The 21,000-nt window shown below is 46.2% G+C and carries 13 protein-coding genes; 4 read left to right on the plus strand and 9 right to left on the minus strand.

The features are described 5' to 3' along the window. Positions 1-22: 22 nt before the first annotated feature. Entirely contained in the window at positions 23-1,897 is a 1,875-nt protein-coding gene (gene mnmG / locus PSM36_RS00260; protein WP_076928282.1) for a tRNA uridine-5-carboxymethylaminomethyl(34) synthesis enzyme MnmG, read from the minus strand. A 402-nt stretch (positions 1,898-2,299) separates the two neighbouring features. On the opposite strand from mnmG, the gene PSM36_RS00265 reads away from it, so the two are divergent. Next, the gene (locus PSM36_RS00265) at positions 2,300-2,947 is read left to right on the plus strand and encodes a hypothetical protein (protein ID WP_154670933.1); all 648 of its coding nucleotides are present in this window, start codon (positions 2,300-2,302) and stop codon (positions 2,945-2,947) included. A 45-nt stretch (positions 2,948-2,992) separates the two neighbouring features. On the opposite strand, the gene ybeY is transcribed toward PSM36_RS00265, so the two are convergent. Continuing rightward, entirely contained in the window at positions 2,993-3,421 is a 429-nt protein-coding gene (gene ybeY / locus PSM36_RS00270; protein WP_076928284.1) for an rRNA maturation RNase YbeY, read from the minus strand. Between the two features lie 38 nt (positions 3,422-3,459). Further along, the gene (locus PSM36_RS00275) at positions 3,460-4,692 is read right to left on the minus strand and encodes a nucleoside recognition domain-containing protein (RefSeq protein ID WP_076928285.1); all 1,233 of its coding nucleotides are present in this window, start codon (positions 4,690-4,692) and stop codon (positions 3,460-3,462) included. A 257-nt stretch (positions 4,693-4,949) separates the two neighbouring features. On the opposite strand from PSM36_RS00275, the gene PSM36_RS00280 reads away from it, so the two are divergent. The 3 genes from PSM36_RS00280 (at position 4,950) to pbpC (ending at position 14,070) form a co-directional block, all read left to right on the plus strand. Continuing rightward, positions 4,950-5,744: a helix-hairpin-helix domain-containing protein gene (locus PSM36_RS00280; protein WP_076928286.1), complete on the plus strand. Its 795-nt coding sequence runs from the start codon at positions 4,950-4,952 to the stop codon at positions 5,742-5,744. A 73-nt stretch (positions 5,745-5,817) separates the two neighbouring features. Then, the gene (locus PSM36_RS00285; RefSeq protein ID WP_076928287.1) at positions 5,818-11,391 is read left to right on the plus strand and encodes an alpha-2-macroglobulin family protein; all 5,574 of its coding nucleotides are present in this window, start codon (positions 5,818-5,820) and stop codon (positions 11,389-11,391) included. A gap of 192 nt (positions 11,392-11,583) precedes the next feature. Then, entirely contained in the window at positions 11,584-14,070 is a 2,487-nt protein-coding gene (pbpC, locus tag PSM36_RS00290) for a penicillin-binding protein 1C (RefSeq protein WP_232001484.1), read from the plus strand. A 171-nt stretch (positions 14,071-14,241) separates the two neighbouring features. Here pbpC and PSM36_RS00295 read toward each other — a convergent pair whose 3' ends face one another. The 6 genes from PSM36_RS00295 to PSM36_RS00325 form a co-directional block, all read right to left on the minus strand. Next, positions 14,242-14,895, minus strand: coding sequence for an ATP-binding cassette domain-containing protein (locus PSM36_RS00295; protein WP_076928289.1), 654 nt, complete (start codon positions 14,893-14,895; stop codon positions 14,242-14,244). Between the two features lie 44 nt (positions 14,896-14,939). Then, positions 14,940-15,242 carry a hypothetical protein gene (locus PSM36_RS17265; RefSeq protein ID WP_154670934.1) on the minus strand — a complete coding sequence of 101 codons (303 nt, stop codon included), beginning with the start codon at positions 15,240-15,242 and terminating at the stop codon, positions 14,940-14,942. 95 nt (positions 15,243-15,337) lie between these two features. After that, positions 15,338-16,207 carry a fructosamine kinase family protein gene (locus PSM36_RS00305; RefSeq protein ID WP_076928291.1) on the minus strand — a complete coding sequence of 290 codons (870 nt, stop codon included), beginning with the start codon at positions 16,205-16,207 and terminating at the stop codon, positions 15,338-15,340. 77 nt (positions 16,208-16,284) lie between these two features. Next, positions 16,285-18,909 carry a valine--tRNA ligase gene (locus tag PSM36_RS00310; RefSeq protein WP_076931950.1) on the minus strand — a complete coding sequence of 875 codons (2,625 nt, stop codon included), beginning with the start codon at positions 18,907-18,909 and terminating at the stop codon, positions 16,285-16,287. Between the two features lie 411 nt (positions 18,910-19,320). Next, on the minus strand, positions 19,321-20,487 hold the full coding sequence (locus tag PSM36_RS00320) for an exo-beta-N-acetylmuramidase NamZ family protein (protein ID WP_076928293.1): 1,167 nt from the start codon (positions 20,485-20,487) through the stop codon (positions 19,321-19,323). 106 nt (positions 20,488-20,593) lie between these two features. After that, the gene (locus PSM36_RS00325) at positions 20,594-20,986 is read right to left on the minus strand and encodes a MerR family transcriptional regulator (protein ID WP_076928294.1); all 393 of its coding nucleotides are present in this window, start codon (positions 20,984-20,986) and stop codon (positions 20,594-20,596) included. Positions 20,987-21,000 lie beyond the last annotated feature (14 nt).

Here is a 21,000-nt window from a genome sequence, read left to right on the forward strand (position 1 = left end):
TTCCACGTGAAACATTTCTGTTTTAACGTCCTAATAAGACAAGCAAAACGGATATGTCATTGGGTGAAACACCCGGAATTCTGCTCGCCTGGGCAATCGTCCCCGGGTTAATTCTGGTCAGTTTTTGTCTTGCTTCTGTCGAGAGCGATTGTATTTCGTTGTAGTTGAATTTGTCCTTGATGCGAATATCTTCTAAACGTGTGATTTTATCCGCCATCATCCGTTCACGCTTGATATAGCCGTTATATTTTATCTCTATGTCGGCCGACTCAATGATCTCCTCTTCCCGTTCGTCGATAGTCTCTAATAGCTCTTTGAGCGGAGCCACCTCTTGCGCCATTAGCGTCAGGTCGATGTGTGGCCTTGTTAACAGGTCATGTAGCTTCACGCCGTGCTTCAAAGGTGCTGTGCCGATGTGTTCGAGGAATGGGTTGATACGATCTGCCTTGATGGAGAAATTGTGTGCGAAATTGATGATTTGTGCAACTTTTTCTTCTTTTCGGTTGAGTAGCCGGAGTCTCTCTTGAGTCGCCAGTCCTAACTCATAACTCTTTTTTGTGAGTCTTTCGTCTGCATTGTCCTGACGGAGAAGAATACGGTATTCAGCACGGGAGGTGAACATCCTATAGGGTTCGTCAACACCCTTCGTGATCAGGTCGTCGATCAATACTCCTATGTATGCTTCGTCTCTGCGTAATACAAAAGGATCTCCCCCATGACAGTTGATATGGGCGTTGATGCCTGCTATCAATCCTTGCCCTGCCGCCTCTTCATAACCCGTAGTGCCGTTGATTTGTCCTGCAAAAAAGAGGTTTTTCACCAACTTTGTTTCCAGTGTCGGATACAATTGCCGGGGGTCGAAGAAATCATATTCTATGGCATAACCGGGACGGAAAATATGTGCATTCCGGAAGGCCGGTATCCGTTGCAAGGCGCTCAATTGTGTCTGCAAGGGTAGGGAAGAAGAGAAGCCGTTGAGATAACACTCATGGGTTGTTTCTCCTTCAGGTTCCAAAAACAGTTGATGGCTCGTCTTCTCGGAAAAAGTGACGATTTTGGTCTCTATGCTGGGGCAATAGCGAGGCCCTATGCTTTGTATCTGTCCGTTGTAGAGTGGCGAATCACTTAATCCATCACGTAAGGCTTCATGTACCTCTTCAGAGGTATAAGCTATCCAGCAGCTTCTTTGTTTGAGTGTTCGTTGTACATCCGGAAGATAGGAGAATTTATGAAAATCTTCATCTCCTTTCTGTTCTTCCAGCAGGGAAAAATCAACCGTTCTCCCGTCAATACGTACTGGAGTCCCTGTCTTCATCCGGTCAGTGGAGAATCCCAGGTCACGCAATTGCTCTGTCATCCCGTAGGAGGCCGGTTCGGAAACACGTCCTCCGCCGATCTGTACCTTGCCAATATGGATCAGTCCATTTAAAAAAGTGCCGTTTGTAAGGATTACTGCTTTGCTGAAAAACTCTACTCCCATGCCGGTTTTTACTCCGGAAATAGTAGAGTCTTTACAAAGAAGCCCGGTCACCATATCCTGCCACATATCCAGGTTAGGTGTGTTTTCTATAATTGTGCGCCATGTTTCGATAAATTTCATCCGGTCACTTTGTACACGGGGGCTCCACATGGCAGGGCCTTTTGAACGGTTCAACATGCGGAACTGGATAGCAGTCTTGTCGCTCACAATTCCCGTCTGCCCACCCAATGCATCAATTTCACGCACAATCTGTCCCTTGGCAATACCACCTACGGCGGGATTGCAACTCATCTGGGCAACCTTGTTCATGTCCATCGTGATCAGGAGTGTCTTGGATCCCAGATTGGCAGCGGCTACAGCCGCTTCGCATCCGGCATGGCCTGCCCCTACCACTATGATGTCGTAATTGAAAGTCATTTTTTTTTTGATTTGAGATAGCAAAGATACTAAAAAAGAAAAAGTTACCTGTTATAGTAATGTTAATTACCGGAAAGAGGTATAAAATCCCTTTTAATTCAGATGTTTACAGAGAAAATGATTCTTCAAGTTCATTCGTTTGTTTATCGGAATCTTTATATATTTGCACCCAAAATATCAATTGTTCAATTACATTATTCGTTTTGAGTCGCCTTTATTCCTCGATTGTTAATTCTGCGATCGACATATATTTTATATAAAAAATTTCTAAAACTTGCGATAATGAATCTGAAACAACTTTTCTTGGCTGCATTCTGCATATTTTTTATCTTTTCTGTATATGGACAATCTGATAACAGTGGATAGCAATACCAAAAAATTTATTTGTCGTTGAATGCCGGTATGAACTTCAACTTAGGATCTTCAAGTATTGAATTATCGAATGAACTTATCGTTCCTCCAACCAAAAGGGGATTTTCTCCCGGTTTTGATGGTGCTTGGTTTTTCTCAAAGAATTATGGAGTTGGGATAAAGTATGCTTTCTATACCTCCAAATACAATAAAGAATCTTATCTGGAATATACAGAACACTCCTATGATTATCCTGTGTATGAATATAAGTCATTAGCTTTTAAAGAGAAATCGCATATGTTTGGTCCCGCCATTTATGGAAGATGGCCTTTGGGTGAAACGAAATGGATGATCATGGCTAATGCCGGAGTAGTGATGTTTTATAATGAATTGACAGGAATAGAAAAGATAATTACTTATATTATTGATTCTCCTGATTTAATCGTTGATCAAAGTCAATTACCCGAGGATAGAAAAATGGGTGGTGCATATAAAGGAATTGCTGCAGGTTTTACTTTGTCCGGAGCTATCCGTTACCAACTTCTCCCTTTTGCAGGAATAACTGTCCAAACCAGTGGTATTTATGCACCCTTTTCCAGAATGAGTAATCCCAATTTGAAGACTGGACCACATGGTGAGGATTTCTCCAGGAGAATCGGCAGAGTAGGTCTTTCAGCCGCTATTGATTTCTCTTTTTAACGATTTGTTTTTTCCAAGGTGCTTTATATGGCGGGAATTACAGAATTAATTCCCTTTTTCTTTTCTCAGGCTGAGGGCTCTTTCTTCAGCCTCTTTCATCTGTTTGCTTTCGGCTTCCGATTTATCATTGATACCGCATAAGTGGAGCACGCCATGGATAATGACACGGTATAACTCCTCTTCGAAATCAGTGTCATATTGAATTGAGTTGGATAGTACCGTATCGAGGCTGATAAAAATATCTCCCGAAATGCGATTACCTTCGGAATAATCGAAGGTGATGATATCGGTATAAAAATCATGTTGAAGGTATTGCCGGTTGACTTCCAGAATTTTTTCGTCGGTACAAAAAAGATAGGAAATATCACCGGTTTGTTTCCCGTAACTTTTCGTAACGGATTTTATCCAGTTTGCCGTCTCCCTTTTTTTGATCTTCGGGAAATCGATATTTTCAGCTTCGAAAGTAATTGCCATTTTATTAACATTTATTCACCTGGAGGATGCTTTATTTTTTATCCGAAAAAGAGATAGGCCACAAAAATGGCGGCAATAATACCTGCCAAATCGGCCAAAAGCGCATAGGGAACGGTATAGCGGGAATTTTTGATGTTCACCGCACCATAATAAACAGCCACGATATAGAAGGTGGTGTCGGTAGCCCCCTGAAGTACGGAGGATAATCTGCCGGCAAACGAGTCGGCTCCGAATGTCTGCATGGCATCGATCATCATTCCCCTGGCACCGCTACCGCTCAGCGGTTTCATCAATGCGGTGGGCATACCATCCACCCAGCGGGTATCGAGGCCTGTCAGCGCTACCATATCCCGCAGCCCTTCCATCAGGAAATCCATCGCTCCCGAAGCACGGAAGACCCCAATCCCTACCAGTATAGCGATAAGGAAAGGAATAATGGTGACAGCAGTCTTAAAACCCTCTTTTGCCCCGTCGATAAACGCATCAAAGATATTTATTTTACGGCGTAGTGCCTTTACAATGAAAAGTACGATAATAGTGAAGAGAAAGATATTTGCAGCAAGACCCGAGACAATATTGATCTGTTCCTGCGACATCGACCGGAAGAGAATTATCGTGCCGATGATAAGTATTGCTATGCTCAATACAAAACCCATGATCGCCTTGTTGAAGATATTGATACGCTGTTTCAGACAGACGGCAATCATGCCGATCACGGTAGAGGAAAAGGTAGCGATCATAATCGGGACGAAGATGTCGGCAGGGTTGGCAGCACCCAACTGTGCACGATAAACCATAATAGTGACGGGAATCAATGTCAAACCCGATGCATTCAGGATTAGGAACATGATCATGGGATTGGAGGCTTCCTCTTTTCTCAGGTTAATCTCCTGCAGTTCCTGCATCGCTTTCAACCCGAACGGTGTAGCTGCATTGTCAAGGCCCAGCATATTGGCAGAGAGGTTCATCAGGATGGAGCCCGAAGCAGGATGATTCTTGGGTATATCGGGAAAAAGCCGGGAAAAAAGGGGGGCGACAGCCCTCGAAAAGAGCTCTATCATGCCTCCCCGTTCACCTATCTTCATCACCCCCAGCCAGAGTGACAGCACCCCCGTCAATCCCAGAGAAATTTCAAAACCGGTTCTGGCGGACTCATAAGTAGAATTCATGATCTCGGTAAAGACATTTACATCTCCAAAGAAAACCAGCTTTACCAAAGCCACCACGAAAGCGATCAGAAAAAAAGCAATCCAAATATAATTCAATACCATATTCTGCGGGAATCTGAGATTAGACGGACATTTAACGGACAAAGATTCACCAAAGATACAATTTATGACTATTTATCAAAAAGAAAACAATATAATTTCTAACTTTAAGGCAGGTTAATGTGCCAATGAGAATAATGTGCCAAACAACGTTCAACGGAGCAAATCGTGGTTAATATGCCAATGAATTTGGATGGCACAATGATTTAATAATTTAATTGGCACATTGGCATATTGATTAATTAGCACGTTAGAAAGACATGCGCTGGAAAGATTTTCTATATTTTCAGAGAGGTTCAAAGACAGCAGTCATCCTGTTGCTTATTCTTATTGTGTTAACCTTTATTTTGAATGCACTTCTCAGCTACAAGAACTCGTCGGATGTTATCCTGATGCAGAATGATTCGCTGGTTCGGGAATTTGAAGAATTTCGGCGTACATTAAAGGTAAGGGAACCTTCCGCCGTTACTGTTCCAGAAGAGAGAGAGGCTCCAATGGAGCGGAAAAGTGCTGCAGAGCGTTCGTCGGACAAGGGTGGTTCTGCAAATAAGAGCATCTCCCGTCAAGGTGAGAAGAATGCTACAGAAAGGTATTCCTCACGAAGCAGTGACATATCATCCTTCCGTGCTGCTTATCCGTCTATGGAGAAACTTTCCGAAGGGGAAACTATTTCCCTGAACAAAGCCGATACGTCCGAATGGAAGAAAGTGCCCGGTATCGGTAGTGTGTATGCTTCCCGTATTGTGAAGTACCGCGACTTGCTGGGCGGATTTGTATATGTTGAGCAACTATTGGAAGTGTACGGTATTGATCAGGAACTTTTCTCCCGCATAGCTGTTTATATTGAACCTGATGGCAATTTCCGCAGGATCCAGGTTAATCAATCAGATTTCAAGGAATTATTGCGTCATCCCTACCTGAATTACAAACAGGTACAAGCGATCATGAGCATTCGCCGGAGAAAAGGTAATATCACCTCTATTCGTGAACTCTCCATCCTCGATGAGTTTACACCGGATGACATCCTTCGTCTTGAACCCTATTTGGAATTCTGATAATTGATATTTCTGTAGATTAATAAATTGAATAATTAAGCAAGTCTTGACTCTTGTATCTAATTTTTATCGTATGAGACGAACATCTCTCCTTTTTTTTTCTGTTATATGTGTGGCTCTTCTCCTGTTGTTAGCCGGTTGTAGTACAAAAAGCGGTAAAGAAATTGACCCGGAATTTGCCCGTTATATTTCAGCATTTACGTATGGAAATGTCTCTTCCGATGCATTTATCCAGATAGAACTTGTGCAGGAGATTCCTGCCGTGGAGTTGAATGCTGAAGTAAAAGATAAGTTATTTTCGTTTTCGCCCTCTTTGAAAGGACAAACTTTTTGGGTGAATGGGAACACCATCCGTTTTATGCCCGATGCGGGAGAGTTGGAGCCGGGAAAGGAATACCATATTGGCTTCCTTTTGGGAAAAGTGTTGGACGTGGAGGAGAAATTCCGACAATTTAACTTCTCCATCCGTGTAAATGAGCAAAGTTTTACTGCCGACCTGCTTCCCTTTTCACCGATGAGTATGTCCGACCTGACATGGAACAGGGTAGAAGTGACGATGAATCTGTCCAATCCTGTTTCGTCGGACGACGTTACCAGAATGTTCGATGTGAAAGGAGCGAAACAGAGCCATATACAGGTAAAGCCTGCTGGTGCCACTGCGTTTCACGTTTCGATAGATAGCCTGCAGCGGACGGATAAGCCGCAGCAATATGCGCTGACCATTGACGGGAAAGCAATTAATTCAAAGAAGAAGGTTGAATATACGATCGATATCCCCGCATTTTCGAAGGATCATTTTGAAGTGACGGATGTGCGTATGATGCAGGTTGCCGATCCTCATATCCGGCTGACTTTCAGTGATCCGGTTTCACAGACGCAGGATCTGGAAGGATTGATCGTACCCTCCGGTGTGAAGAATTTCACTTACCGTATCGACAAGAATGTGATCAAGATATATCCTGAAACCCTGCCGAAAGGACAGATGGAACTGCAGATCTATGAGGGTATTAAAAATAACTCCGGATTGAACCTTGACAAGAGTTATCTTTATCAATTGCAAGTGGACGATGATAAACCGCAGATAAAATTCGAAAAGAGTGGAAATATCCTGCCCGATGCAGAACAACTATTATTACCATTCAGCGCTGTAAACCTTTGGGCGGTAGATGTGCAAGTGGTGAAAATATACCGCAACAATCTCCTTTATTACCTGCAATCCTCTTCACTGAACAACAACCAGTCGGGTAGTGAGTTGCGTCGTTTCGGACGGTTGGTGATGAAGAAACGCATCCGTCTGGATAGGGATAAACAATTGGATCTTTCAAAATGGAACAATTTCACCATCGATCTTTCCCAGATGATCGGGAAAGATCCCGGTGCTCTCTATATGGTACAGCTCTCCATGCGGTCCGATTATTCGCTCTATCCCTGCGAAGGGATAAGGCCACAGTCTCCCGATGAAGCGATCATGAAACGTTTTTCCGATGACCAGCTATCTGAAGAGGATGAAGCGGTGTGGGATGAACCATACCCTTATTATTATGAACCGATCGACTGGAGCGGATATAAATGGGAAGAGCGGGATGATCCTTGTAAGCCGACCTATTATATGCTTCAGGATCGCAGGATCCAAACAATGGTCATGGCATCCAATGTGGGAATCATTGCCAAAGCAGGGCAGGGGCATATCATGAGTGTGGCTGTGACTGATATACTCTCCACCGAGCCTCTCTCCGGAGCCGAAGTGACTATATACAACTATCAGATGCAGGTCATGGGTTCGGGTAAGACCGACCGCAAAGGCTTTGCTGAGATCGATTATAAGAAAGGGCGCCCGTTTGTCGTGACGGTAGCCAAAGGTAATGATACCGGCTATCTGGAAGTGGCAGACCAGGCGTCGTTATCGCTCAGCCGGTTCGATGTAAGCGGAAAAGAGATACAAAAAGGACTGAAAGGGTATGTCTATACCGAACGCGGCGTATGGCGCCCCGGTGATACCATCTTCGTATCGTTTATCCTTGAAGACAGAGAGAAAAAATTACCGGAAGGACACCCCGTGACCCTTGAGGTCTATACTCCCCGGGGGCAATTTTACCAAAGGCAGGTGAAGAGCGACGGCCTGAACGGGTTCTACACTTTCACCGTGCCGACAGATCCGGCTGCAGAGACCGGTGTCTGGCAGGGACAGGTAAAAGTGGGCGGTACCACTTTCCATAAGTCGCTTCGCATAGAAACCATCAAACCCAACCGGTTAAGGGTGCGTTTGGATACCGACTCCATTATTGATGCGTCAAATGGCGTTATCTCGGGTACACTTACATCACAATGGCTGCACGGCGCACCTGCTTCGAACCTGAAAGCAGATGTAGACCTGACGCTCTATGCATCTGATAACCCGTTCAAAGGATATGTCGGCTATTCGTTCAATAATCCGATAGTGAAATTCGAAACAAGTAAGACGAAAATATTCGAGGGAGTACTCAATGCTTCCGGTGTGGCGGGAGTCAATGCCAAAGTCCCTGTAGCCGAAAATGCACCGGGAATGTTGCGCGGGAATATCCTTTCACGCGTGTACGAAACCGGTGGGGATATGAGTTTTTATGCCCAGACGGTCTTTTATTCGCCTTATAAAAGGTATGTAGGGGTAAAAGCACCTGACTTGCGTCCCGGCCAGTTCCTGGAGACCGACAGCCCGGTCCCGTTCGATGTGGTTACGGTAGATGCTTATGGCAAGGCTGTTTCGGGAAATGTGGAATATACGGTTTATAAACTCAACTGGAGCTGGTGGTGGGACAGTACGCAGGAAGATCTGGGGTCTTACGTGAACAATACTGCCGCCAACATCGTGGCAAACGGAGATGTAACACTCACCAACGGAAAGGGTAAAATCGATTTTCAGGTGGATTATCCCGATTGGGGGCGCTACCTCCTTCTGGTGAAAGATAAAGAGGGTAAACATGCTACCGGGACGGTCTTTTATGTCGATTGGCCGTTATGGCGGGGACGCTCGGCCAAGAGTGACCCGGAAGGGCTGACCATGTTGGCATTCTCCACCGACAAACCGTCGTATGAAACCGGTGAGAAGGCAACGGTTATCATCCCGAAAAGTTCGGAAGGCCGCGTGCTCATCAGTATCGAAAACGGATCGGGAATCCTTCATCGGGAATGGGTGAAAACTTCCGGTGAGGAAGATACCAAATATGTGATAGAGGTCACTGAGAATATGGCGCCCAACTTCTATGTATTCGCCACCATGCTGCAACCACACGCGCAGACCGTGAACGACCTGCCTATCCGGATGTATGGTGTGGTGAATGTGGGTGTGGAGAACAAGAATAGTATTCTGGAGCCGGTTATCCGTATGCCGGATATGCTTAAACCTGAAAAAGAGTTTACCATCTCGGTATCGGAAAAAACAAAAAAACCGATGACCTATACCCTGGCTATTGTGGATGAAGGTTTGCTCGATCTGACCGCTTTCAAGACACCCAATGCGTGGAGCGAATTTTATGCGCGTGAAGCCCTTGGCGTACGAACATGGGATCTGTTCGACCGTGTACTGGGAGCAAATACCGGTATGATGGGACCGTTGTTGAGTATCGGCGGTGATGAAGCATTGAGACCGTCGCGTGACAATGTGAACCGCTTTAAGCCGGTGGTGAAATTTATCGGGCCATTTGAATTGAAAGGTGGTGAGACAAAATCGCATACGATCAGGCTTCCGCAATATATCGGGTCGGTACGGGTGATGGTGGTGGCCGGTGGAGACGGTGCCTATGGCAACGCCGAGAAAACCGTGGAAGTGAAAAACGACCTGATGACGCTTTCCACACTTCCACGCATCATGGGGCCGGACGAAGAAGTATGGCTCCCTGTCAATGTTTTTGCTATGGGGAATAGCGTGAAAAATGTGCAGGTTTCCATTCAGACAAAAGGTTTACTTAAACCAACGGACGGGACAACCAAAAACGTGTCGTTTGACAAGCCGGGCGATAAAATTGTTTTCTTCAAACTTGCATCCGGTAAGGAGACCGGAGCTGAACAGGTGGAAATTAAAGCTACCGGTAATGGTATGTCATTCTCGGAGACCATTGATATCGCAGTCCGTAACCCGAATCCGCCTACCGTTATCACACAGGCAAAACTGATCGATCCGGGAGAATCGGTCACACTCGATATTCAAACCGAGGGAGTGGAGCCTGATGATTGGGCTACCCTCGAACTCTCACGTCTGCCGAGTGTCAATTTCAGTCAGAATATGAATTATCTGCTTGAGTACCCTCACGGATGTACCGAACAGATCACTTCGCAGGCTTTCCCGTTGCTCTATATCGAGGAGTTCACGGTGCTGAGAGAGGATGAAAAGAAGCAGATGACTGCGAAAGTGAATGAGGTGATCAGGATGCTTTCATCACGGCAATTGGCCGATGGCGGATTTATGTATTGGTATGGAGATAGTTACGCATCGGAATGGGCAACTACTTATGCAGGGCATTTTCTGATTGAGGCGAAAAACAAGGGATACGAGGTGCCGGAAACCGTGCTTTCACGATGGGCCCAGTTCCAGAGGAGGCTTGCGCAGAATTGGCTACCTACCAATCCCAACCGAACTTATTACTCCGTTTCTATGATCGAACTGCAACAGGCGTATCGCCTTTACACCCTGGTGCTGAACGGAACTACGGAGCTCGGTGCTATGAACCGTATGCGGGAACTGTCCGGTTTGTCGTTGCAGGCGCGTTGGCGGTTGGCTGCCGCGTATGCAATGGCAGGTAGAGTTGATGTTGCCAATTCGTTGGTCTTCAATCTGCCCGATGAGGTCTCAGCGTACAGCTTCAACAATGATACCTATGGAACATCGGCGCGGGACAGGGCGATGATCCTGGAAACATACCTGCTGCTTGACAATGTGGAAAAAGCGATGTCAATAGCCCCCTCAGTGGCAGAATCGTTATCTTCCAGTTATATCACTACCCAGACCGCCGCGTTCGGACTGGTGGCAATGGCTAAACTCGCCGGACAAGTCGGTTCGGGTAATATCGATGTCGATTGGACATTGAATGGCAGGAATATGGAGAATGTGAATACGCCGAAAGCGATCCATCAGGTAGATATAAATCCGGACAAAAAACTTTCGGTAAATCTTACCAATAAGGGAGAAGGTAAGCTCTATACACGCCTTTCGGCCAGGACAATTCCACAGGTCGGTACAGATCAGGAACCGACGCAAGGGCGGTTTAGGATGTCGGTAAGGTATGTCGATCTGAACGGCAACCCGTTGAATGTGGAATCGCTTCCGCAGGGAACGGAATTCACGGTAGTGGTAACCGTCCAGAACAGCGCCGAACAGGCCTTTACTGATCTGGCACTGACACAGGTGTTCCCGTCCGGTTGGGAAATTTTCAATGAACGGATGCTCGAAGCGGATGCGTCTGCTTCCGGCGGAGGATATAACTACCGCGATATTCGCGACGACCGCGTACTGACCTATTTTAACCTTGGTGCAGGACAGACGAAGACATTCCGCGTGCGGTTGCAGGCAGCATACCGGGGTAATTATTATCTGCCGCCGGTATCGTGCCAGGCAATGTATGCACCGCACGAAGAGGCAAGAAACAGAGGTGCGTGGGTGAAGGTTGTAGAATAAGTAGATCGGGTGTATGCAACTAAATCGTTCGACTGACGATGTTTTGTGACCCATTTTTGCTCTCGATCGCTAAAAGAGTAGAAGTCGCTTGGCTAACTACTCTTTTAACGCTCTTCTTGAGCTATGGGTCCCCACAAAACATCTAAAGGTCTTCGCTTTAGTTGCACATATCTATATGGGATAGAGAGTGAGATGGTAAAGCATGCTGATAAGAAGATAGGGAGGCATACAGTGTCGTACGGGGGAACGTTATTGAAACGGGTTCATACATTGAATCTACGAAAAAAAACCGTCCTGTTGGTGCTTGCTTTCTTGTTGGTTTGGTACTTGTTTTCCCTGTCCGGCACGTTGTTCGACCCGCCATACAGTACGCTGGTGTCGGACCGGAACGGTGAACTGTTGGGTGCACGCATTGCATCCGACGGACAATGGCGCTTTCCACCGGCCGACAGCGTCCCCGGGAAATATGAAATATGCCTTATCCAGTTTGAAGACAGGTATTTTCGTTATCATCCGGGCGTAAACCCTTTAGCGCTTGGCAGGGCGATGATACAGAACGTGAAAGCGGGTAGGGTAGTGAGTGGCGGAAGCACCATCACCATGCAGACAGTCCGGCTGATGCGCCGGAATAAACGTACTTATTTCGAAAAGTTCATCGAAGTCATCCTCGCTACCCGGCTTGAATTATCATACTCAAAAAAGAAGATTCTGGCGTTGTATGCCTCGCATGCGCCGATGGGTGGAAATGTGGTGGGTATTGATGCTGCGTCGTGGCGATATTTCGGACATAGCGCAGAGTCTCTTTCATGGGGTGAAGCGGCTGTGCTGGCAGTATTGCCCAATTCACCCGCGATGATGCACTTTGGTCGTGACCGGGAAGGTTTGTTGAAGAAGCGAAACCGTCTCTTGCGTCAATTGCTCGATGACAATATCATTGACCAGACAGACTATGAACTGGCTGTGTCGGAGCCGTTACCTGATCACCCGCATCCTTTGCCGCAGATCGCACCTCACCTGGTGACACAGGCCTTTTTACAGAATCCCGGAAACCATATCCAATCTACGGTTGACAAACACCTGCAAATGCGTGCCGAAGAGGTGTTAGACCGCTGGAATACCGAATTTTCGCAAAACGGTATATTTAACCTTGCCGCGTTGATTGTCGACCTGGAGACGAACGAAGTGCTTTCTTATAACGGTAACGTGGGATTCAGAACCAATGCCTATGGCAGCCAGGTAGATATTATTCAATCTCCCCGAAGTACGGGTAGCATACTGAAACCGTTCCTCTATTGCGCCATGTTGCAGGAGGGTGCACTGTTGCCCACGGAGTTGCTTCCCGATGTTCCCATCAATATAAACGGATTTGCCCCTAAGAATTTTAGTCTGGGGTATGACGGTGCGGTACATGCGGATGAGGCACTGGCGCGTTCGTTGAATGTCCCTTCAGTGGTTTCATTAAGGAAGTATGGCGTACCGAAATTCTACGATCTTTTAAAAAAGGCGGGACTGACCACCCTCAACCGGCCGGCCGGCCATTACGGGCTTTCCCTGATCCTCGGAGGGACAGAGGGTACGTTATGGGATATTGCCAACGCCTATGCCCGGATGGCACATACCGTGACGGATTATAACCGTGACGGGACATACTATGAGTGGGAGAATTTCAGGCTGTTGCGTGATCATCAGCCACGAGAACGGAACTATTTTGTTAAGCCAGATGGGCAAAGTTCGAACTTGTTCGGGAACTTTGCCATGGCGAAAAATAGTGCGCTAAGATCGAAACAGGATGAATCACCATTGTTCAATGCCGGTGCCGCATGGCTTATGTTACAGGCGCTGACCAATGTGAACCGGCCGGAAGAGTTGAACTGGGACTTTGTACCATCTCTCCGGAGGGTCGCATGGAAAACAGGTACAAGTTACGGATTCCGCGATGCGTGGTCGGTAGGTGTTACACCCAAATATCTTGTCGCTGTATGGACAGGCAATGCAAGCGGTGAAGGCCGTCCGGGACTCACAGGGGCACGTACGTCAGCACAGGTGATGTTCGACCTGTTCAATATTTTACCTGCTACCAGGTGGTTCGAAACGCCTTACGGAGAGCTGGCCGAAGTGGCTGTATGCCGTGAGAGCGGCCAGTTGAAGGGGATGTATTGTCCAGAAAACTCCATCGACACCCTGCTTGTTCCTGCAAAAGGGTTGCAGGGAGCGGTCTGCAGTTATCACAGGCGAATCCACCTGTCTGAAGACGGACAGTACCGGGTATATGAACAATGTGCAGGTGACAGGGGTATTCGGTCCGTTTCATGGTTCCAGTTACCGCCGTCGTGGGAATGGTACTACAAACAAAGTCATCCGGGTTATCGGTCGTTACCTCCTTTCTCCCCTGAATGTACTTCCGGAAACCTCTCCGACACGGTGATGCAGTTTATCTATCCCTATCCGGGAGCGATACTCAGAATAACCAAACAATTGGATGGTTCGCGTGGAAAAGCCGTTTTCGAACTGGCACACCGGAATCCCTCGGCACGTGTCTTCTGGCATCTCGGCACGGATTATTTGGGAGAAACATCCAGTATCCACCAGATGGAACTCTCTCCTGATCCGGGTGAGTATATCCTTACCGTTGTGGATGAGAATGGTATTTCGTTGTCAATACGGTTTGAAGTAGAGTGAATTTATTCTATCCACAGAAGAGGCTTAAACGTAGCGCTGTATCGACCGTAATTCGTCTGTTACCTTTGATGATCCCGGATATTGTTTGAAAATACAAAGTTAGATGAGAGCATTGCTTCGTTATTGATATTTGTGGGTGTGGATATTGTAACGCAAACGAAATCGAGAATGTCACCGGGGAACGTACCTTAATACCCTTAGATCCTCTTCCTCTTTCACTAAATGTGTTTTCCCGTTTGAAAGTAGATAGACGGGATCGCTAACCTTACGGATACGGCGATACATATGGTCGGTAATCAGAAAGCCTTTATTTTCAGCTTCCGAAAGGATGGTATTTTCTATTATATCGTTATGTACGGGACTGATATGGGTGAAAGGTTCGTCGAGCAGTATAAACTGCGAGTCGGACTTTAAAATAATATACAGCTCCACCAGACGGTGCATTCCCCCGGAGAGTTCTCCTGTTTTTGCTTTTTCACGTCCCCGGAACTCGGGAAAGAGTTCAGCGAATCCGGTGAAGTCAACACGGAAATCCCGAAAGATATGTTTTAAAGAGAGCCATTTGGGAATAAAATTGTGTTGAGGAAGATAACGTACTAGTTGGGGATGTTTGTAAACATCAAGAAAATAGATATCGTCAATACTTACAGATTTCTCACAAGCAAGCGTTCCATATATACCGCGCATCAGGCATGATTTTCCACATCCATTCTGTCCGAGTAGCCCCATTATATTTCCGGTTTCAATTTTCAGGTAAACGTCCGAAAGAATGAGTCTTTCTCCAAATAGCAACCGGACACTACTTATTTCCAATGCATGTTTCATCTCTTAATTATGTTTTACATCAGGATATAGGGAACGAAAATTATTTATCGAAGATTATAGGCCAAAATCATCATAGCGAAGAACAGGAGCAGGTCAAACAGGAGAGAGAATATCCAGAGTACTTTTTTAGAAAGGCCAAAATTGTGGAAATAAAAGTATATCTGCTTCCTGTAATCATTTATAAGATAGAATGATGCTCCCATTGTAAATATCTTGAACCAGAATAGCATTGGATACATGCCAATCCCGTTTTTCCATAAGAAAAAAGCACAAATCAGATTGACAAGAAGAGATACCCAGATATAATACCGGTAAAAGGTGAATAAGATGCATAATTTTTTTACCATAATCCTACAAAGTTGCAAAAAATATATAGATTAATAGATATTTAGCTTTACAGATGTTGCTTCCCTGAATGTTAACGTTGGTTTATCCGTTTATCTCAAAAGTATCTTTTCAAAATGGATGAGACGGAAGAGTAGTACCCGCTGCCGAAGAGGTTGAGATGTACCAGCAAATAGTAGAGTTGATACAATTCAATTTGTGTATCGTAATGAGTAGATTGGGGGATAATCTCGTGATAGGCATCGTAGAACTCGGCCCCGAAACCGCCAAAGAGCCGGCTCATGGCAATGTCGACCATTGAGTGGCCATAATATACGGCAGGATCGATCAGGAAGGGCGTGCCGTCTGCTGCGATCAGGTAGTTGCCACCCCAGAGGTCACCGTGCAGTAAAGCAGGTCTTATATCGCCGGAGATTTCCCGGAACAGGGTGATGGCTCTCTCTTCTTCCGGTATCATTTGTGATTGTATTAATCCGTCTCTGAGTGCCAGTTGAAGTTGAGGGAGAATACGCTCGAACCAATAGAATTCAGCCCAGTTGGTATGAGGATGATTTTGCTGGGGCAGACTGCCGATAAAATTATCGGAAGAAAATCCAAAGTCTGCTTGTGAACATTGGTGTAATCCGGCCAATTGACTACCCAGGCGTTGATAATCGGAGAGATTCGGTCGTTTGCTTTCCACAAGATCCATCAGGAGAAAGGCTTGCCCATTGATGGAGCCAGCAAGATGCACATGGGGTACAGCGATAGTTTTGGATTCTTCAATGGCTTGTAATCCCTCCTGTTCCGAGTAGAACATTTCCAGGGCAAAAGGAGCGTTGTTCACTTTCAGGAAGTATTGTCCCGTTGCGGTATCCACGCGGTATGCCGAAGAGATATCCCCGCCGGAAACTGGTCTGGCGTTCATCACTCTTTCTCCCAGACAGGAAGTGATATATGGCAGAATATGTGCTAAGGGTTCACTCATTATTCAGCCGTGTTATAGTTAAATGGGAGAGACCGGACAGGGCCGGTATCCCGGATATAAAAACTGTAATCCTCTGTTTATTTCTCCAATACCGCGATATTCTCCTTCAGCAGGGCGATTTTACTTTCGGCGTCAGCCTGTTTCTTGCGCTCCCCTTCCACGATTTCAGGTTTTGCATTCTGTACAAACCGTTCGTTACCCAGTTTTTTTAATACCGACTGTAAAAAACCTTCGGTATAGGTGAGTTCTACCTTCAACTTCTGGAGTTCAGCTTCCACATCCATTTTATCCGCCAGGGGAATACTGTATTCGATAGTCCCTACAAGAAAACCCGATGCTCCGGGTTGCTTTTCAGAAACAGAAATGACGGAGGAGAGACGGCATATCTTGGAAATCACACTATTATATTGATGGTTGTGTTGACCGATTACCTGTAATTCCAATTCATCCTTGTTGGGGATATTCTTTTCCAGACGGATAGTACGTACACCGGCAACTACCTCTTTCAGTGTTTCGAAATCGTTCAGTAGTTCCTTATCTGCCGGAGTCTGTTTCGGTTGAAGACTGGTCATGATGCTCTCACCTGCCTTCCTGTCGCACAAAGCCTGCCACAACTCTTCGGTAATAAACGGCATAAAGGGGTGTAGCAGCCGCATCAGCGCATCAAAATAAGAGAGTGTGATCTTATATGTTTCCGTGTCGATAGGCTGTTGATAGGCCGGTTTTATCATTTCGAGGTACCAGGCAGAGAACTCGTCCCAAAAGAGTTTGTAAAGCAGCATCAACGCTTCCGAAAGGCGATATTTGGAGAAGAGGTCATCTAATTCGGCGATAGTTTCGGAGAGTTTGCTCCGGAACCATTCAGCCGCGATCTTAGCCGTTTCCGGCTGAGGTATGGTGTCATCGGTCTCCCATCCTTTGATAAGGCGGAAAGCATTCCATATCTTGTTGTTGAAATTACGTCCCTGTTCGCAGACCGATTCATCGAAAGGAAGGTCGTTCCCGGCCGGGGAAGTGAGCAGCATACCCATACGTACGCCGTCAGCACCGTATTTCTCCATCAGTTCGATAGGATCCGGTGAATTGCCGAGCGATTTGGACATCTTCCGTCCCAGTTTATCCCGTACAATCCCCGTGAAATAGACATTGCGGAAGCAGGGTTCCTTGCGGTATTCATATCCTGCCATGATCATGCGTGCCACCCAGAAGAAAATAATTTCGGGAGCAGTCACCAGGTCGCTTGTAGGATAATAGTATGCAATCTCCTTGTTATCGGGGTGGTTGATGCCGTCGAATACCGAAATAGGCCACAGCCATGAAGAGAACCAGGTATCGAGCACATCCTCGTCCTGTTTCAAGTCGTCGATCGATAGCGGATAATCCACTTTTTCCAATGCTTTTTCGAATGCCTCCTCCCGGCTCATGGCTACCACATATCCTCCCTGCGGGAGGAAGTAAGCTGGTATCCGGTGTCCCCACCATAACTGGCGACTGATACACCAGTCCTTGATGTTTTCCATCCAGTGGCGGTAAGTGTTCTTATATTTTTCAGGATAGAAGCGGATGGTTCCATCTTCCACCGCTTCAAGGGCAGGACGTGCCAGGTCGTCCATTTTCAGGAACCATTGCATTGAGAGCTTCGGTTCGATTATTGCATCAGTACGTTCCGAAAAGCCTACTTTGTTGGTGTAAGGCTCCATTTTTTCCAATAGTCCGGCTTCTTCCAGGTCTTTTTCGATCTGCCTGCGTACCTCAAAACGATCCATTCCCACATATCGGTCGCCATTTTCATTCAGTGTGCCGTCCTGATTGAATATGTCGATGGATGGCAGGTTGTACTTTTCGCCCAGCATATAGTCGTTCACATCGTGTGCCGGGGTCACTTTCAGGCAACCGGTACCGAATTCGATATCCACATAGTCATCTTCAATTACGGGAATAGCCCGGCCGACTAAAGGAACAATGACTTTTTTCCCTTTCAGGTGGGTGTTTTTGGGATCATCGGGATGGATGCACATGGCCGTATCACCCATGATAGTTTCGGGGCGGGTAGTGGCGACCACTGCGTATGCCCCGTCGGGATCACCCTCAATTTTATATCGTAGATAATAGAGTTTGCCGGTCACTTCCTTATGGATCACCTCTTCGTCAGAAAGTGCTGTAAGGGCTTTTGGATCCCAGTTGACCATCCTTACTCCGCGGTAAATAAGTCCTTTATCATGTAGATCACAAAATACTTTTAGTACGCTCTCAGAACGGATCTCATCCATAGTGAAAGCAGTCCTGTCCCAATCGCAGGAAGCACCCAGCTTCTTCAACTGTTCCAGGATAATCCCTCCATGCTCGTGAGTCCAGTCCCATGCATGATTCAGAAATTCTTCCCGGCTGAGTTCATTCTTTTTGATACCCTGTGCAGCCAGCCTGTTCACCACTTTTGCTTCGGTAGCAATAGAAGCATGATCCGTGCCGGGCACCCAGCAGGCGTTCTTTCCCTGCATCCGCGCCCTGCGTACCAGTACGTCCTGGATAGTGTTATTGAGCATATGCCCCATATGCAGTACGCCGGTGACGTTAGGTGGCGGAATAACGATAGTATAGGGTTCGCGACTATCCGGTTCAGAGTGGAACAATTTGTTGTCCATCCAATATTTATACCACTTCTCTTCTACCTCTGCGGGGTTGTATTTGCTTGCAATCTCCATACGAACATAATTGAGTTTAATCATACAAAATCCGCACACAACTACGATCATCTTGTCTCGTCTTGTGCGGTCTTATCCTGTTTTACGATGATGCTTCACCTCCGGTTTTTTTGCCCGGCGGACGTAACGTCAAAAAGACGGAAGCAAAATACAAAAGTACAAAAAATAACTCAAAACGTTCTTGTATTTGAAAACAGCTATGCCTGTAAAATAGGCGTCCCCTGTTTGTTCTTAAAGGTAGTACTGGATATACTCGCGGCAAGGAGAGACAATGTATGATCGACCCCATCAGCATTTACAATTGCTATGGTGGGTCCTGTCTCGGAACTTCCGGCAACAACCCTCAGAGTATAGGATAAATATTCAAAAAATAATGACAAAATTTTAATATCCGGGATATCATTTTTCCAATTACTCTGGATAGAGAAGATAAGGTTTTCGTTGCCGTTTGAATGTCTCCACATCGCCGGACCATTTTTCCCTGATCTCTCCGGCTGATTTTCCCGCGATAATATCTTTGCGGATATAGTCTATTCCGACCAGTTTTTCAAAGAAGGAGGAGAAAAACTTCTCTCCCATATTCAGGTTATTATAGGCATCGATGATATAGGAGAGGTCGAATCCGTTTTTCCATATTAGTTCATTGGGGACCTGCCGCAGATCCACTCCGTAGCATTTTTTATTGAGCAGTGGCGGATTCTTGGCGCCGGGTACGCTTCGGGGAGTGAACGAAAAATCAGATCCTTTATACTGCGGATGTCCGTATACCTCAAAAGGGAATGATGTACCACGCCCCAGGCTCATCACCGTCCCTTCGAAAAGACAGGTGGAAGGATACAGGTAGATCGAGTGGATATTGGGGAGGTTTGGGGACGGGGCGATGGGCAGCTCATAACGGGTTTGATGGGTATAGTTTTTGCAGGGAACGACCGTCACATCACACACCTTGCCTTCCGGAAGCCATTTCTCCCCGTTGATCATCAACGCCAGCTCACCGAGTGTCATGCCGTGTACCACCGGAATAGGCAGCCATCCTACACCCGATTTATGTTTCATATCGAGGATCGGGCCATCCACATAGAATCCGTTCGGGTTGGGACGATCCAGCACGACCATCTTTTTTTCGTGCTCCGCACAGGCATCCATCAGGCGGGCCATGCTGGCGTAATAAGTATAGAAGCGGAGCCCCACATCCTGCAGGTCGAACAGCAGTACATCGAATTGCTTCATCTTGTCCGGTGACGGTTTACCGCTTCCGCTGCCGTAGAGTGACCAGATAGGGATATTTGTCTTTTCGTCAACCGAATTCGAAACATGTTCTCCCGCATCCGCAGTACCACGAAAACCATGTTCGGGAGAAAAAATACCCACTACATTGAATTGGTGTCTGGCCAGCATATCCACCAGATGTTCATTTCCGGCCATTCCTGTCTGGTTGGTCATTACTGCAATCCGTTTTCCTGTCAACAGGGGAAAATAAAGATCAGTTTGTTCAGCACCTACCTTTACGGTCGCTTCATTTTGAGCAAATATAAAAGTAGAAAGGAGTAGAATAGGTAGAAATATATATTTTTTCATACTTATTTGAACTAAAGGATTTGGGATTTGGGATTTGGGAATTGGGAATTGGGAATTGGGAATTGGGAATTATCTACATCCGACATCCGACATCCCACATTCATTGTTATTCCGTTTTTATTTTGGTGTATTTCTGCTGTTCATGGAGCCAGTCGAATTCCGTCTCCAGCGATAGCAGCTCTTTTTTTATTTTTGTGAGTCTGGAAAGAACTTCAACCCGCTTCTCTTCCTCGTCTTTTTTTGATTTTAGCGTCTGCCGGGCTCCTTCCAGCGTCATTCCTTTCTCTTTTACCAGATGATACACGATTTCTACCTGTTGTATATCTTCACGGGTGTACTGGCGGGTACCTCCCGCTGTTTTTTTAGGATTGATATTTTCGAATTCCTTTTCCCAGAAACGTAGAAGTGACACGTTGACCGCAAAATGATCGGCCACTTCCTGAATGGAATAGAAGAGGCGCTTGTCATCAAACTGAATTGGTTTCTTTCTTTTTCCCATAATAATCTTTTTGT

Source organism: Proteiniphilum saccharofermentans, from assembly GCF_900095135.1.
Lineage (GTDB): Bacteria > Bacteroidota > Bacteroidia > Bacteroidales > Dysgonomonadaceae > Proteiniphilum > Proteiniphilum saccharofermentans.